Annotated in this window: 13 protein-coding genes, 1 tRNA gene and 1 CRISPR repeat array; of the genes, 6 read left to right on the top strand and 8 right to left on the bottom strand. The window is 45.9% G+C overall.

Annotation, left to right across the window (positions count from 1 at the left end):
* Window positions 1-25: 25 nt before the first annotated feature.
* Window positions 26-713: direct repeats of the CRISPR family, unit length 28 nt; unit sequence ATTCACCGCCACACAGGCGGCTTAGAAA.
* Between the two features lie 311 nt (window positions 714-1,024).
* Window positions 1,025-1,101, bottom strand: a tRNA-Val gene (locus tag RTL34_RS07325).
* Between the two features lie 223 nt (window positions 1,102-1,324).
* Between RTL34_RS07325 and RTL34_RS07320 the strand changes: the two genes are divergently transcribed.
* From RTL34_RS07320 to RTL34_RS07305, 4 genes are all read left to right on the top strand, one after another.
* Window positions 1,325-1,600 carry a PepSY domain-containing protein gene (locus RTL34_RS07320; RefSeq protein WP_203172337.1) on the top strand — a complete coding sequence of 92 codons (276 nt, stop codon included), beginning with the start codon at window positions 1,325-1,327 and terminating at the stop codon, window positions 1,598-1,600.
* Window positions 1,601-1,708: 108 nt separating this feature from the next.
* Window positions 1,709-2,248, top strand: a complete 540-nt coding sequence (locus RTL34_RS07315) for a cytochrome b/b6 domain-containing protein (protein WP_312115818.1) — start codon at window positions 1,709-1,711, stop codon at window positions 2,246-2,248.
* A 43-nt stretch (window positions 2,249-2,291) separates the two neighbouring features.
* Window positions 2,292-2,969: a response regulator gene (locus tag RTL34_RS07310; protein WP_007117116.1), complete on the top strand. Its 678-nt coding sequence runs from the start codon at window positions 2,292-2,294 to the stop codon at window positions 2,967-2,969.
* A 34-nt stretch (window positions 2,970-3,003) separates the two neighbouring features.
* Window positions 3,004-4,446, top strand: a complete 1,443-nt coding sequence (locus tag RTL34_RS07305) for an ATP-binding protein (RefSeq protein ID WP_095356639.1) — start codon at window positions 3,004-3,006, stop codon at window positions 4,444-4,446.
* A gap of 93 nt (window positions 4,447-4,539) precedes the next feature.
* On the opposite strand, the gene ppk2 is transcribed toward RTL34_RS07305, so the two are convergent.
* A complete protein-coding gene (gene ppk2 / locus RTL34_RS07300) occupies window positions 4,540-5,553 on the bottom strand; it encodes a polyphosphate kinase 2 (protein WP_256999111.1) in 1,014 nt (337 codons plus the stop codon).
* A gap of 57 nt (window positions 5,554-5,610) precedes the next feature.
* Between ppk2 and RTL34_RS07295 the strand changes: the two genes are divergently transcribed.
* On the top strand, window positions 5,611-6,114 hold the full coding sequence (locus tag RTL34_RS07295) for a hypothetical protein (protein WP_312115811.1): 504 nt from the start codon (window positions 5,611-5,613) through the stop codon (window positions 6,112-6,114).
* Window position 6,115: 1 nt separating this feature from the next.
* On the opposite strand, the gene RTL34_RS07290 is transcribed toward RTL34_RS07295, so the two are convergent.
* Complete coding sequence (locus RTL34_RS07290; RefSeq protein ID WP_312115810.1) at window positions 6,116-7,357, bottom strand: NnrS family protein; 1,242 nt, start codon at window positions 7,355-7,357, stop codon at window positions 6,116-6,118.
* Window positions 7,358-7,627: 270 nt separating this feature from the next.
* On the opposite strand from RTL34_RS07290, the gene metH reads away from it, so the two are divergent.
* A complete protein-coding gene (metH, locus tag RTL34_RS07285) occupies window positions 7,628-11,395 on the top strand; it encodes a methionine synthase (protein WP_312115809.1) in 3,768 nt (1,255 codons plus the stop codon).
* 356 nt (window positions 11,396-11,751) lie between these two features.
* Here the strand turns inward: metH and RTL34_RS07280 are convergent, their stop codons facing one another.
* From RTL34_RS07280 to RTL34_RS07260, 5 genes are all read right to left on the bottom strand, one after another.
* Entirely contained in the window at window positions 11,752-12,261 is a 510-nt protein-coding gene (locus tag RTL34_RS07280; RefSeq protein ID WP_312115941.1) for an SIMPL domain-containing protein, read from the bottom strand.
* Between the two features lie 45 nt (window positions 12,262-12,306).
* Window positions 12,307-14,400 carry a transglutaminase TgpA family protein gene (locus tag RTL34_RS07275; protein ID WP_312115808.1) on the bottom strand — a complete coding sequence of 698 codons (2,094 nt, stop codon included), beginning with the start codon at window positions 14,398-14,400 and terminating at the stop codon, window positions 12,307-12,309.
* Window positions 14,370-15,386, bottom strand: coding sequence for a DUF58 domain-containing protein (locus RTL34_RS07270; RefSeq protein ID WP_312115806.1), 1,017 nt, complete (start codon window positions 15,384-15,386; stop codon window positions 14,370-14,372). Before RTL34_RS07270 ends, RTL34_RS07275 begins: the two co-directional genes overlap by 31 nt.
* A 106-nt stretch (window positions 15,387-15,492) precedes the next feature.
* Window positions 15,493-16,452, bottom strand: coding sequence for an AAA family ATPase (locus RTL34_RS07265; protein WP_312115804.1), 960 nt, complete (start codon window positions 16,450-16,452; stop codon window positions 15,493-15,495).
* Window positions 16,453-16,536: 84 nt separating this feature from the next.
* The gene (locus tag RTL34_RS07260) at window positions 16,537-16,977 is read right to left on the bottom strand and encodes a c-type cytochrome (protein ID WP_312115802.1); all 441 of its coding nucleotides are present in this window, start codon (window positions 16,975-16,977) and stop codon (window positions 16,537-16,539) included.
* Window positions 16,978-17,013: the final 36 nt, after the last annotated feature.

The raw sequence follows: 17,013 nt of genomic DNA, 5'->3' as shown, positions 1-17,013 counted from the left end.
AATGCCTTGGCTTGTTTTTCGGTTAATTCACCGCCACACAGGCGGCTTAGAAAAATAGCAATATTTTCTGCGCGGTATATGTTGCATTCACCGCCACACAGGCGGCTTAGAAAAGTATGCTGCAAGGTGTTGGTGCGAATTTTGGATTCACCGCCACACAGGCGGCTTAGAAATTGCAACAGTTTAAGCGGTGAAGCCTTAATTTCTTCCCCGCCACATAGGCGGCTTAGAAAATTGACGGTGACTATCACTAGCGGCTCACTGCCTTCCCCGCCACATAGGCGGCTTAGAAAATTTCTCGCTAGTTGCTACTGACAACTTAGCGCTTCACCGCCACATAGGCGGCTTAGAAAGCCTGAAGCGTAAAATCCGCCAATCTCGCGCTCTTCACCGCCACATAGGCGGCTTAGAAACACCACTTACGTCTTGATGAAGCTGTGCGCATCTTCACCGCCACACAGGCGGCTTAGAAAACTATCAAGCAGGATGTTAAGACAGCAACAACATTCACCGCCACACAGGCGGCTTAGAAAAAGCAATCGCACGATCTAGTTTATCGCCTTGAATTCACCGCCACACAGGCGGCTTAGAAAAAACACAAAGATGCTTGGTCAAAAAGTCGGTGATTCACCGCCACACAGGCGGCTTAGAAATGCAACCTTAACCCTTGGGGCTATGTCTGCTCATTCACCGCCACACAGGCGGCTTAGAAATTAATAGCCGCCATTTGCTCCTCGTGCTTTGCATTCACCGCCACATAGGCGGCTGATTCTTAATTAGTAAAACAGTGAAGTTTATTTATTTTTACTAAAGTGACCAAAAACAAGTGGGTGTGAAATTAAAAGTCTTAAAAAAATGCGTGGTCACCAAATGGTCACCTTTTGGTCACCATTCAATTTCTGTAGTAAAAAAGGTGTCCAAAAACACAAAAGTGGTCAAAATTTCAATCCTCGAAAAACCACGTAAACCCTTGATATCACTGCAATAAAAAAACCCCAATCAATCGACTGGGGCTTTTGGAATATGGTAGGCATAATCTGACTCGAACAGACGACCCCCACCATGTCAAGGTGGTGCTCTAACCAACTGAGCTATATGCCTAAAAGGGTCTAACAATCTACTTGCGTAAGTAGGAGTGCCATTTTACCAAAAAATTTTGCTTTTGCAAGTGGTTTTAATTTTTCGCTTCAATTTTTATTGCGCCATCTTTAGCTAAGTTTTCGTTAAGGTTAGCTTGTTTTAATACACTCAGCCACTCGGATATATCTCAGTATCAACCTTATCCCGTGACCTGACAACCTTATCAAAAACTTAGGATGGCATTATGAAAAAATCATTAATCACCTCAGGCTTATTGGCACTCACTATGTTATCAGCCAGCAGCGCATTTGCCGAAGCCAACTGCCAAGCGCACCCAAAAAACGAACAAATCCCGCAAGCCGATTTTCAAAAAGCGTTAGAAAAACATGGCTTTACTATCAAAAAATTCAAAACTGATGGCAACTGCTTTGAGATGTATGGCAAAAGCAAAGGTGGTAAAAAAGTCGAAATGTACTTTGACACCAAAGATGGCAAAATCGTTAAATCAGAAATCGACTAATAAATAAGCAAACCGTCCAACCAACGCAATTTGAGGTAGGTTTGCCAATGTTATGCCTTCACACGGCTAACTTAGCCGTGTTGATAGTTTAGACAATGGAAAATAGCAATGTTACCACAACCACAATCTGCACAAACCGTCAAAGTCTGGGATATTTGGGTGCGTATCACTCACTGGGCAGTCGCTGCGGGTATTTTTGCCAACCTTATCGTCACTGAAGGTGGTAGTGATGTGCATGAGTACATGGGCTACGCCGTCGTGGCGCTTGTAGTGTTTCGTTTGATTTGGGGATTGGTGGGTAGTCAATACGCCAGATTTAGTAATTTTTTCCCTACCCCAACCCGCATTCGCGAGCATATGACCGACATCAAGCAGCATAATTTTCAAGGTCATTTGGGTCACAATCCATTGGGTGCGCTGATGATGTTTGCGCTGTGGGGCGTTATTATCGCACTGGGTGTCACAGGCTATTTGCAAACCACCGACCAATTTTGGGGAGACGATAGCATCCAAGCGATTCACGAATTTTTAGCCAACAGTCTTTGGGTGCTAGTACCTTTACATGTGGCAGCCGCGATTATAATGGGAAGACTACAACAGCAAAACTTGGTAAAATCGATGATAACGGGTGAAAAAACCGTTCAATAAATACCTTTGCTAAAAAATAAGATAAAACCCACGGAAGACCCTCATGACCCGAATTTTACTGATTGAAGATGATGCCACCATTGCCGATGGCATTGTCAAAGGTTTGAGCCAACAAAACATGATGGTGGATTGGTTTGCTGATGCCAAACTCGGTGAAATGGCAATCCATGAAGGGGTGTTTGATGCCGTGTTATTGGATTTGACCTTGCCACGTGGCGATGGGATGACCATTTTAGCCAATTGGCGACAGCAAAAGATTGACACGCCTGTCTTGATTATTACGGCACGCGATGCCATTGCCAACCGCGTGGCAGGTCTCAATGCTGGGGCAGACGATTATTTGGTCAAACCGTTTGCCTTAGATGAAGTGGTTGCCCGTTTGCAGGCTTTGATTCGCCGTAGCCAAGGGCGCAGTCAGACTGAAATTCGCTATGGGGATGTCAGCTATTTGCCACAGCAGCAGCAAGTTTTTTATCAAGGCAAATGGGTGGATTTGACTGCCAAAGAAATCACCGTCCTTGAGCAGTTTATCAGCTATCCCAATTTGGTGCATAGCCGTGCCAGCCTTGAGGATAAGCTATACGGTTGGCAGCAAGATATCGAAAGCAACGCGATTGAAGTACATATTCACAACCTGCGAAAAAAACTCGGCAATGATTTTATCCTCACTCGGCGTGGTATTGGCTATTATCTCAATCCTGCGTTGCAGCGCCCTGAATGATTCGCCCTATACCCCGCTTTAAGCTGTTACCACCATGACCCCTCCCACCCAAAAAGCTTATAGTATCCAAAGGCAGCTACTCAATTCCCTGCTCATCGGACTACCGATTATTTGGCTATCGATTACCCTCATATCGGTATGGCGGCTTTCGCACGAAATCAACGAAATCAATGACACCCAAATCACCCAATTAGCCCGCTATCTGATTGGTATCTCACAAGACGGTAAACTTCATCTCGCCAACCCTGCCAATGAGCCTAAAATTTTAAATCTTGAAAATGGCTTGTTATCAGGCGATTTAGGGGATGCAGAAGAAGACTATATGGGTTTTGCGATTTGGGATCAAAACGGTAAATTACTGATGGCTGATAAAGATGGTCAGCATTTTACTTTTTTGCCCAAACAACATGGGTTTTTGGAAAACACCAGTGCCTATCAAGAACTCAATCCCTTTAGTCACTCGTGGCGCCTGTTTTATGCGCATGACGACGCCACCAACCATCTCATCGCCATCGGGCAAAACCTTAATTCGCGTCAAGAGATTATCTATAAATCATTAACCATTCAACTCGTTCCCTCGCTGATTGGGGTGCTGCTATTGATTATGCTGACATGGCTGTCAGTGCGGCGTGGCTTTGTTCCGCTTAAACGGATTAGTGACTTGTTGAGCACTCGCAGCCCTGAAGATAAAACCCCTTTATCGGTTGATACACCATTGGAAATTCAACCCCTGCTAAACGCGCTTAATGGGTTATTTGATAAAATCGCGGATACCCTTGAGCGTGAAAAACGCTTTACCGCGGATGCCTCTCATGAATTACGCAGCCCGCTCACCGCCATCAAGCTACAGACCGATGTACTACAACAAACCATCTTGCAAGCCAATTTAACCGATAGCCAAACCGATGCTCTCCTGAGTCACTGCCGACAAATCAGTCACAGTAATGATCGCGCCAATCGACTGGTCGAACAGTTGCTCATTTTGGCAAAACTAGCACCGCAGCAAGGGCTCGACCCGCAGACCTTTGCACCGATTGATTGGATAGCCCTATCCAATGACATCCTCTCAGAAGTCAACCGCCGTGCCCGCGAAAAAAACAGCCAATTGCGCCGTGACGTGTTAGTGGATGCCAAAGCTATCTTACCTTTGACAGGTAACGCCACTTTAATCGGTATTTTGCTGCGTAACCTATTGGACAATGCCATTCGCTATAGCCCTGACCATACCACGATTCGGTTAGTGTTAGATAGCGATGTGATTACAGTTATCGACAATGGCAATGGGGTTGCACCTATCGACCTTGCTCGGCTATCAGAGCGGTTTTTTCGTCCCGCAGGTCAAGCTGAGATTGGTAGTGGCTTGGGTCTGTCGATTGTGCGCCGTATCGCTGAGCTGCATGGTTTGCAAATTACCATGCAGAACCTAGAACACAATGGGCAGATTTGCGGTTTTCAAGTCAGTCTCTTTAAGCGCTGACGTGCCAATTGCTGAAGTTTAACTGACCAACAACAGGGGGCATTTAAAAAAGGATACATAGCGTATCCTTTTTGTGGGAGTAAACTAAAAAAATTAGTACACGTTGGGCACATACATATCTTCAGCGATAGGCTCACGCTGGTAGTTATCGTGATGCTCGCGTTCTGGCAATACCACATTATCCCGTTGTATTTCTTGGTAGGGAATTTGTGAGAGCAGATGGTTGATGCAGTTTAGCCGCGCTTTTTTCTTATCATCACCCTCAACCACCCACCAACGGGCTTCTGGAATATGGGTGCGTTCAAACATCACTTCCTTGGCTTTGGTATAATCTTCCCAGCGGCGACGCGATTCTAAATCCATCGGTGAGAGTTTCCACTGTTTGAGCGGGTCATAAATACGGCTCATGAAACGTGATTCTTGCTCGTCATCTGAAATAGAAAACCAATATTTGATTAAGCGAATCCCCGAGCGCACCAACATACGCTCAAATTCTGGCACTGACTCAAAAAACTCTTCGTATTGCGCGTCAGTACAAAACCCCATCACTCGCTCAACCCCAGCGCGGTTGTACCAACTGCGGTCAAATAGCACAATCTCCCCCGCCGCTGGCAGGTGCGCGACATAGCGCTGAAAATACCATTGGGTTTTTTCTCGGTCATTAGGTGCAGGCAGGGCGGCCACACGGCAGACACGCGGATTGAGCCGTTGGGTGATACGTTTGATAGCGCCGCCTTTACCCGCTGAGTCGCGACCTTCAAAGATGACAACGATGCGCTCACCGGTTGCTACTACCCAATCTTGCAATTTGATCAATTCTTTTTGCAGACGAATCAATTCATTGAAATAAATATGGCGAGCGATTTTTTGGCTGTCGGTTAACGGCTGCCCGTCATACCGTAAATCTTGGATGTAGTCGTCCATTTCGGACTCAATCTCTTCATCATAGCTGTCAATCAAGTCGTCATGCATTTGTTGACGCAGTCTATCATTGGTTTTGAGGGTTTCATCATTTAAAAAATGTGATTGGGGTAAGTCATCAAGCATATCGGTAATATGATCGCTGATAGTGAGGTTGCTATGTGCAGTGGGCTGATTATTTGGCATATTGACGTTCTCTAATGAGCATTAAAAATGCTGATAATATGACAAAATTATGAAGGTATGATGATACAAAAGGTTAAAAACATCAGCTTATCTGCGCTGGCTGAAGCATTAAGTATTGTTGAGGCGTTAAAAACCAACCAAGTTGACAAACTGCCTTTGACAGCAGACATTCCGCCTACATCAGGTTTACAGCGTCCCGATCTTTGGGCAAGTCTGTTGACCATTAAACAAACGCCTGCGTTTACCCCGCTCGTCAAAACGGTAGCCGATAGTGAAGTCAAACTTATTTGGGCAGAAGCAGAATTTTGTGAGTTTGGTTGGCGCCATTCTCGCGAGCACTATAATACTGTTGACCGCTGGGTCGCTACGGCTGAATTAACCGCCTTAAATGCATCGGGCGTGGATAAACAAAGCTTTAATGCGTTAAAAGCCCAGTATTTGGCGCGCTTAAAGCTGCTTGCTGCGACTAAAAATAGTAGAGAAAGTTGCCGTGGCGCTGTGTTACCTTATATCGAGCCACCCAAAGTTGCCATAGCTGATGAGCAGTTTACCGTTAAATAAACTAACCAAATAATTTATCTGTTCTTGGCAAAGTTAAGATAGGCGCATAACTCGCTACAAATACCAAGAAGGCGACAATCCAAAACGCTTGAGCCATTGCCAGCGTAGCAAAGTAATAATCAGGCAGTATCCAACCCAATACCGCCCTCGCCAACCAAGCCATCGTCATGCTAATAAAAATGACAGTAACGGTTTTGGGCGGCTGATGGATATTACGTCCGGTATGACCCAAAGATACCCGCGACATCATTGCCAGTGTCATTAGCCCAATACCTGATATCACAACGGCATGCATCGCTAAGCTGTGATTGATGATACCAAAAGGGACTAATACAAATAGGAAAAACCCAATCACCATACCAAAAAAGCTTAGCCAAAGTGACCACAGTAGTGGTTTTGACCAAATTTCTGGCAAATACCAGTTTTTAAGTCGTATTAAATTGCTGATCGCAATGACTAGCGCTGCCGTACCGCTGGCACACACTGCCCAACGATAGCCCGTTAGAAACACATCACTCAGCATAAAGGCAAAAAATCCTAACAGACTGAGCCGATCCAGCAAATCAGAATTTTTAACTTTCTGTCGTACTTCCCCACCCGTAGCTATCCCATGTTCAATAAACATTGGCATCACGCGTCTACCGATGGTAAGCACCACGCCAACAATCAAATACAACCCAAATAACAGGCTCATATGCATGCCATTATTGTTTTGGGTAAATAGCGCAACATAAAACCAAACCTGTCCGATGAATAATAAAAGCAACTTAGCCACGATACCGATTTGGCGTTTTTGCCGAACGCGATAAATCGGTAAGATAACAAAAGAGGCGGTTAATAACCAAAATATGATATCACTCGCAGCCGCTATCAGCGTGCCGGTGTTGATATTGATGCCGTTGGCCAAAAATAACACTCGAGCCAACGCCCAAGGTACAAAAATTACCAACAACTTATAACCGTAAGGCATAGACTGCTGAGTCCAAGCTTTCACGGCGGTCAACAAAAACCCTGCAATCACTGCCAGTGCGTAACCATACAACATCTCATGACCGTGCCAGTAAAACGGCATCATCTGATGCGTACCATCAAACTCAAACCGTGTGGCAAACGTTATGTATGCCCATTTCAGCATCGTCAAAATCGCAAACACTGCTGCACCTAAAAAGAAAATGCGAAAGCCTAAATTGAGTACAGGATGGGGAGAATAAGGGGGTTTGTTAGGTAATTTGATTTGTTGCATGGCTATGCTCACTTATTAGGGCAACCATCGTTTTAACATGTATTTAAAATATATATTATAGCAAAGTGTAAATGAGAATAGCCGTTAACTTACATATTAAAGATTAACGCTATTTTCATTCTCTCTGCCTCATGCTTTTATACACAAATTAGGTTTTAGCTAAAATTTTCATTCAATAGGTTATTCCACAAATTGCACGATTGACTGCCTACAAAATGCTATAATCGCATTATTTAAAAATTTGATAATTGAATTAGGACAGGCACTTCGATGAGCATTAGTACCAGTAACGCCCCTACCAGTCACAAACCCCACGACCCAGCCAATTTTCAACTTACACCCCCTGCCAATTTTCCGTTCAAAGCCATACAAGCGACTAACAAAGTCCGTTTAGCTGACCTGTTAAAACAGCGGATTTTGTTTCTTGACGGGGCGATGGGCACCGAAATCCAAAACTATAAACTCATCGAGGCAGACTACCGTGGTGAGCGATTTGCAGGCTTTGGACGTGACGTCAAAGGCAACAATGACTTATTGGTACTGACCCAGCCGCATATTATCCGTGATATTCACCGCTCGTATCTTGAGGCAGGCGCAGATATCATTGAAACCAACAGTTTTAATGGCACGCAAATTTCGATGGCAGACTACGGCATGGAAAATCTCGTCTATGAGATTAACAAATCCGCCGCTGCCCTTGCTCGTCAAGTGTGTGATGAGGTCACTGCGACAAACCCAGACAAACCGCGGTTTGTGGCAGGCGTGATTGGTCCCACCTCTCGCACTTGCTCGATTTCACCCGATGTCAATGACCCCGCCTTTCGTAACGTCACCTTCGATGAACTGGTTGATAACTATACCGAGGCGACTTACGCTTTGATTGAAGGCGGTGCCGATATCATCTTGATAGAAACCGTGTTCGATACCCTAAACGCCAAAGCAGCGATTTTTGCGGTGACGGGCGTGTTTGAGGCCATTGGGTTTGAATTGCCGATTATGATTTCGGGCACCATTACCGATGCGTCGGGACGTACGCTGTCGGGGCAAACTGCCGAGGCGTTTTATAACTCAATCCGCCACGCCAAGCCGATTTCGATTGGGTTTAACTGTGCGCTGGGCGCAGATGCATTAAAGCCGCATATCAAAACCTTGTCGGATGTGTGCGAAACTTTCGTGTCCGCTCACCCCAATGCAGGCTTGCCCAACGAGTTTGGCGAATATGACGAAACCCCTGAGCAAACTGCCACCATGGTTGCCGACTATGCCAAATCTGGCTTGGTCAATATCGTGGGCGGCTGCTGCGGTACTACCCCCAAACATATCGCCAAAATTGTCGAGATGACGTCACCCTTTGCCCCACGCCAACTGCCAGACTACAAGCCAGCTTGCCGATTGTCGGGACTCGAAGCATTCAACATCACCCGTGACAGCCTGTTTGTCAATGTCGGTGAACGTACCAATGTCACAGGTTCAAAGAAATTTTTGCGTCTCATCAAAAACGAAGAATACACCGAAGCGCTGGATGTGGCTCGTGACCAAGTCGAAGGCGGCGCCCAAGTCGTTGATATCAACATGGATGAAGCCATGCTAGATAGTAAGGCGGCGATGATTCACTTTGTCAATTTGGTTGCCAGTGAGCCAGATATCAGCCGTGTACCCCTGATGATTGACTCGTCAAAATGGGACATCATCGAAGCGGGTCTTAAATGCACGCAAGGCAAATCTGTGGTCAATTCGATCTCGTTAAAAGAAGGCAAGACAGAGTTTGTGCAAAAAGCCAAGCTATGTCAGCGTTATGGGGCGGCAATTATTGTCATGGCGTTTGATGAAGATGGACAGGCGGACAGCTTTGAGCGTAAAATCGAAATCTGCAAACGCTCATACGATATTTTGGTTGATGAAGTCGGTTTTCCGAGTGAAGACATCATCTTTGACCCCAATATTTTTGCCGTCGCCACGGGGATTGAAGAGCATAACAACTACGGCTTAGACTTTATTAATGCCACCCGATGGATTACCGACAATTTGCCCAACGCCATGGTCTCAGGCGGTGTGTCGAATGTGTCGTTCTCATTTCGTGGCAATCCCATTCGTGAAGCCATTCACGCCGTGTTCTTGTACCATGCTATCAAAAACGGCATGACCATGGGGATTGTCAACCCCGCCATGCTAGAGTTGTATGACGATATCAACCCAGACGTTAGAAACGCCATTGAAGACGTGATTTTGAACCGCAACCAAGGCGAGTCAGGTCAAGACGCCACCGACCATTTGATGCAAGTGGCAGAAAACTATTTGAGCGGTAAGAAAAAAGACAGCACCGTCGATTTGTCATGGCGTGAATTGCCCGTCGAAAAACGCATTGAACATGCGTTAGTTAAAGGGGTAACCACTTATATCAATGAAGACACTGAAGAAGCACGGCTAAAATTCTCGCGTCCCTTAGACGTCATCGAAGGACCTTTGATGGACGGTATGAACGTGGTCGGTGACTTGTTTGGGGCAGGCAAAATGTTCCTACCGCAAGTGGTAAAATCCGCCCGTGTGATGAAGCAAGCGGTGGCATGGCTTAATCCGTATATCGAAAAAGAAAAAGTTGCAGGCGAAACCAAAGGCAAAGTACTCATGGCAACGGTGAAAGGCGATGTGCATGACATCGGCAAAAACATCGTTGGCGTAGTGCTTGGCTGTAATGGCTATGACATCATCGACTTAGGCGTGATGGTGCCTTGTGAAAAAATCCTACAAGTCGCCAAAGATGAAAACGTCGATATCATCGGCTTGTCAGGCTTGATTACCCCGAGCCTTGATGAAATGGTGTACGTCGCCAAACAAATGCAGGAGCAAGGCTTTAATCTGCCCCTACTGATTGGCGGTGCGACGACTTCAAAAGCCCATACCGCGGTAAAAATCGAGCCCAACTATCAAAACGATGCGGTTGTCTATGTTGCCGATGCCAGCCGCGCAGTGGGCGTAGCGACGACTTTACTCTCCAAAGAAAAACGCGTCGATTTTATCAGTGAGCTGCGTCAAGAGTATGGCGAAGTCCGTGAACGCCTTGCCAATCGCCAACCCAAAGCGGCGAAGCTGTCGTATGCGGAATCGATTGAACAAGGCTTCCAATATGACTGGGCGAACTACACGCCGCCTAAGCCCAACCAATTAGGACAAGTCATTTTGGACGATTATCCGTTACAAAATTTATTGCCTTATATCGACTGGACACCTTTCTTTATCTCTTGGGGATTGGTCGGCAAATATCCCAAAATCTTTGATGATAGCATCGTCGGGGAGGAAGCCAAAGACTTATTTGCCAATGCCCAAACCATGATTGATAAATTAATCAAGGAAAAATTGGTCACAGCTAAAGCGGTGTTTAGACTAAGCCCTGCCCAACGCCCAAGCTCAGACACGGTGCAGGTACTCGATGAGCAAGGCCATGTCACGCACACCTTTGAGCATTTACGCCAGCAATCTGATAAAGCCAGTGGTAAACCTAATTACAGCCTAGCGGATTTTATCAGTCCTGAAAAAACCGATTATCTCGGTGGTTTTACCGTGTCATTGTTTGGCGCAGAAGCACTTGCCAATGACTATAAAGCCAAAGGCGATGATTATAGTGCCATCATGGTACAGGCGCTTTGCGACCGTTTTGCTGAGGCATTTGCTGAGCATTTGCATGAGTTGATTCGTAAACAGTATTGGGGCTATCAAGCGAATGAAAGCCTAACCAATGATGAACTCATCAAAGAAAAATATGTCGGCATTCGCCCTGCGCCGGGTTATCCTGCCTGCCCTGACCACACCGAAAAAGGCAAGCTGTTTGACTGGCTTGATACCACCAATGCCATTGGGACGTATTTGACAGAAAGCTATGCCATGTACCCTGCGTCTAGCGTGAGTGGGTTTTATTATAGCCACCCAGAGAGTGATTATTTTAATGTCGGTAAAATCAGTCAAGACCAGCTTGAAGATTATGCAACGCGTAAAGGCTGGGATAAAGCTACAGCAGAAAAGTGGCTAAATCCGAATTTGTAATTTAAAGTTAAAGCTAAAAAAACGACAATATATGATTGTCGTTTTTTTATCACTTGGTGTTAATTAGCGCATATATCTCATTTGTTATCTTTACTCTTGTCACACCAAAACATATTGTTGGCATTAGGCTATGTCTTTTTACCCAAAATCATTGTGGTATAAGTGACCCTTGCACCGCCACCTGTATGAACAATCCAACTTTGCGTAATTTTTAACTTATTATTAAAACAGATAACAACGCTCTTTTTGGTTAGCATTGTCATGGGCGAAACTGGCGAATGATAACAGTATCAAACACTCTCATGCCTTAATTTTAGCAAAGCTATTCATAAAAACTGCCTTCATTGATTGTGTCATTACTGCTCAATCGCATAATCAATGGTGACAACGAGCCGTACCAATTTATCCACGCCATCTTTATCATACGTACCGCCATAATCTGAGTCATCGGTGTCAGGGTTATGCGCATCCAAAATATTAAATGACGCTTGCGATGCTGAGCGCATTACCCCTACTTTGGCATGACCAGTTTTGGCAAATTCTTCGGCGCGTTTGTTGGCATCATCGGTGGCTTTGGCAATCAAGTCATGCTTGATTTTCTCAAGGGCATTGAGCAGATATTGCGGCTTTTCAAACGTCACTGATTCATGGCTGATACAATAATTTTGCACTTGAGCGAGCATGTTGGTGATTTTATTGAGTTCTTGACTGCTAATTGACAGCGTTTGGGTGGCTTTATAGCCATTTTGGCGGGTGCGGGTTTGCCCCTGCTCATCCACATAGTCCTCATTATACGGCTCAACGCTGATGGGCGTGACATTTTGACTAGATACGCTAAAGCCTTTACTTGCCACAAATTGCTGCAGCGCTTTATTTATATCCTATAGAGTATAGCAAACAAATATTGAATATTAATGTTTTTTTAGCGCGATGGTTTTCGCCAAATTGTCTAATTGCCGCATGGACTGTTTGTTATCCGTGGGCTGCTGGTAGCGGGTTTGTCGATATAGCGCGGCAAGTGCTTGAAGGGCTGCCTTATCGGTGACTTTTGGCTCAAGTCGAGTAAGCCAAGCCAGCACCCCTTCACTATCCTGCCTTGCGAGCGTTTTGTCTTTTTTTGCCAAGCGATTGGATAACTGTACCATAATCCAATCATGTCTATCCCACACCCGGCGGCGGCGCCACCACAGCCACAATCCAAATAGCGCAAGGACGCTCACAAGGGTGACAAACATCACCATCACTTGCTGATAGACAGATTGGATATTGAGCCATTTAAACAGCGATGACCGCTGGCGGTCTTGGTCATAGCCGACCACATCGCGTTGCCAATAGTAGCTAGCTTGGTCAAACAAGCGGCGCGCTTGCTGCAGCATTTGAAACTGCTGATAGCTAATTTGCCCTGCCACGCCCTCACCAAACATTTTTGCCCCAGCGTCTTGGGTGACAGTGCCCATACCCTGCTCGACCCGATTGGGTGCGACAAAGCCCGTAGGATCTACACGCACCCAGCCACGCCCTTGCACCCAAATCTCGCTCCATGCATGGGCATCCATTTGGCGCACTTCCCAACTTTTGCCATCACGCCCTAACTGCCCACCTTGATACCCGGCTACCACCCGAGCAGGCACACCTGCCGCTCGCATAAGATAAGTAAAACTTGACGCATAATGCTCACAAAACCCTGCACGGGTAGCAAATAAAAAATCATCGATGTGATTATTGCCCAAGGTAGGGGGTGATAAAGTGTAGCGAAACTGCTGGCTACGCATCCACTGGGCGATGGCGTTGGTATAGGTAATCGGGTCATCGCCTGCTTGGTGGTAGAGTCGCTGGGCAAATTGGCGACTTTGCGGATTACCGCCTGCTGGCAATGCTAAATTCACCTGACGCTGCTGGGTGGATAAGGCTAAATTGATAGGCGCATCATCTAACCAATGCACTTGATAAGTGAAACGCTGATTGACAGTATCCCAATACCGTAGGGTAAAATCCGACGTCAGCCCAATGCCTTTTTGGTTGGTTATCGGATAATCAAGCCCAAATAACCAATTTTGTCCCGTCTGCTCCAAAATCACCCGATAGTCAGGGATAACGGCTAAGGTAAAGCGTTTACTCAGCTTCAACGTCGGCAACAACCAATCAGCAAACGGCTGATTGGGCGTCCAAAGCGAGGTGCGAGGATTGGCGCGCCAGGTGGTGCCATCAAAATCAGAAAATACCAAACCGCGCCAATATAAATTTTGTTGGCTTGGCTGATTGCCTAAAAATTCTACCCGAAACGCCAATTCAGTCGATTGACTGAGGTTGGCAAAATCGCCCGGTGACATACTATCTGACATGCCTGTCTTTGCTTGCACGCCGCTCAAATGCACCGACCATAGCGGCGGCAATCGGGGAAAAAATAAAAACAGAATAATGGTCAGAGGAATCGCTTGACCGACCAATAAGCCAAGCGTACGGTAGCGTCCTGTACCATCATCATTTTGCGCAATCATGGCAAACAGCACGACCATCGTGCCAATCGCCACTTGTAGCGTTGTAATCAAATCTTGGTTGATTAAGAACAGCCCTGCCAATACAAACAGTGATAAACTCAGCACCACATAGCCATCACGCCTGGTATACAATTCAAGTAGCTTACTGACGGCACACAATAGCAAAAACGCGATACCGACATCCAATCCAAAGGCGGTACGATAGGTCAAATACAGCCCCACCAAGCTTGCAATGAATCCTGTGTACTGTATCAACTGTAATGAGCGCGGACGATACAAAGCGTTGGGCAACCAGCGTCGCAGCGGTTGCAATTGAAAGATGATAATAAAAAAGGCATACACCGATAGCCAAATGGGTAGATTTTTGACGTGAAAAGCCACCATCAGCAGTTGAGACAGCAATATCCACTGATACGCCGAGATTTGGTTTAGGCGCTGAGATAAGGTTAAGCTGGCGCGATTTGGGTTAGGACGACTCATGGCGTTTTTGCCAATCTTAGCAAACATTGCTGACGAAATGCTTGTCCTTCACCTATTGCGCCTTCTCCATCAGGCAGTCGCAATTGAAAAGCGATTTGGCTTTGGCTCAAACTATCCACCCCGTAGCGCAGCTGGCTGAGTTTTTCTTCATGCGTTACCGCAGGCATTTGATAGTAATCAAGTAATTGCTGCTGCCCCACACTCTCCACAAAACGTTTTGACATGAGTCCTTGCCCGCGCGCGAGATGCGCCCACGAAATACGCGCCAATGATTCCCCGGAGACATAATTATCCAGCTGGTCAAAATCTTCCTGCCCTGCTTGGGTGTGTAAGGCAGCGGTTTGTTCATCATCAGATGGCACAAACTGACTGGCTTTCATCTCATAGCTCAGTGGTGCAGGATATACCCACGCGTGTCCTTCAAAAAACACATATGACCAAGCTTGCAAAATCCCTAAGGGATATACGGTACTCACCGTGAGTCTGGGTAACACAAATTTGCCGCGTTTGTCGGCTGTTAACCATAAGCTCACCTGTTGCGGCGCTTGTATTTGACTGACCAACAGCCAATCATTTGGTGCGGACTGTGCATTGGGTTTGCGGTGTATCGGCTGTTTAAAGTCAAAGGCGTTGTTGGCAAAACTTAACCGAACTTGCCGATGCGGCTGCCTTGACTCACTACTAATTTGCAGTCGCACTTGCACTTTGCCACCCACTTGTGTATCGCTGATATCCACCAGTTTGATTTGTAACCCTGCCAAGTGGGCAAAGGTATAATGGATGGTCACCACGAGTAGACTACCTAACAAAAAGCACAAACCCAACACCAAATTATTGGCATAATTAATCCCTGCGACAAAGAGAATGATGAGTAAAAAAACGTACAGCAATCCTTCTTTACTCAAAAAAATATATACGTTGCGCAGGTTGAGGGTGATGTCGCGGCTGATCGGTGCTCGACGTTTAAACCATGTTTGCAAGTAGTTTTCAAGTCGCTGGCGAATGGCAAACATGATAGGCGCGGGCTCTTAATTGGGATAATTTAATCGGATAATAAAAATACAGCAATGAGAAAGTTTTTAACGCTAAAATACTTTATACATCATGATACATCATGGTTTACACCAGTACCGGCACTTGGCGTAACAACTGGGTCGCAATCGATTGGGGCTGCTCACTGCCCAAATGATTAAATGGGATAAAAGCTTGCCCCAAGCGATGATCGACGACAGCAGCAAATACCGCTTGGATATCTTCTGGCGTCACTTCATTGTAGCCACCCAAATAAGCAAAGGCTTGGGCCGCTTGCTTGAGCGCTAGCACACCACGGGTAGATAGACCATGATAGTCTCGGCTCTCACGCGTTTTTGCTACCAATCGCTGTAAGTAGTCAATCACAACATCTGCGATATATATATCTTTGGCTTGCGCTTGTGCCTGCTGCAATGACTGGGTATCTAACATCGGGGTAATTTGACTGAGCATCTGACGTCTATCTTTACCCAGTAGCAACTCTCGCTCTGCATTAACTGAGGGATAACCCAGCGATAAACACATCAAAAACCGATCCAGCTGTGACTCAGGTAAAATAAACACACCCGATTGCTGCGTCGGGTTTTGGGTAGCAATCACAAAAAAAGGTTCAGGGAGTTTTCGTGTTACCCCATCTTGCGACACTTGCCGCTCTTCCATCGCCTCTAACAGGGCAGATTGGGTTTTTGGGCTTGAGCGATTAATTTCATCGGCAAGTAACAACTGACAAAATATCGGACCTGGCTTAAATTCAAACGTGCCAGTATCGGTTTTATACAGCGAAATTCCTAAAATATCGGCAGGTAGCATATCGCTGGTAAATTGTACCCGATTAAACGATAACCCCAAATGGTTGGCAATCGCGTGCGCTAGCGTGGTTTTACCCATTCCTGGTAAATCTTGAAGCAGTAAATGACCATTGGCTAACAAACAAGCAACCGCCAGCTTCACCACCTCAGGTTTATCCAAGACAATATTATTGATACTCACCAACATGGCTTGCAATCGTTGTTGTAACGGCTGATTGTCTAAGTTACCCATCACCATGTGGTCTATCCTTTAAAAGTTTAAATGTTGTTTATCAATCATGTTAACTCAAAATATCGCTTAAAGGCATAGCCACAAAGCAATCTAACGAAGCGTCGAAATATAAGCAATAATATCTTGGCGGACTTTGGCATCAGCAATCGGGTCAGAACGCATACGCGTTCCTGGGATAGTTTGTTTTGGATCGGCGATATATTTATCCAAATTTTCCGCTGTCCACGTCATATTGCTGTTTTTCAGTGCGTCTGTATATTGATAATCGGTTAACAAGGCGGATTTTGCCCCATAAATACGCAGTAATTGCGGGCCTTTCTCGTTATTTCCTGGCTGCAGCTTGTGGCATTTGAGACAAGCTTCCTCGTATTGCTTTTTACCGTTATCGGCATCCCCTTGGCTATAAACGGGCAAGGTAACTGCTGGGCGCTCGGCGGGTGGCTGATGTTGACAACCTGTCGCCATGACGATACAAAGACCCAATCCTAGCATAGGCAATCGGTTTGATTTATGAATGATTGTTTGGTGCATGTTGGCTAACTCGTTTTTACTTTATAAATTCAGCGC

Origin of the sequence: Moraxella sp. CTOTU47915, assembly GCF_031986685.1 — a bacterium.
Classification (GTDB): Bacteria; Pseudomonadota; Gammaproteobacteria; order Pseudomonadales; family Moraxellaceae; genus Faucicola; species Faucicola tetraodonis.
Note: the sequence above shows the minus strand (reverse complement) of the source record. Positions and strands in the feature narration are given on the sequence as shown.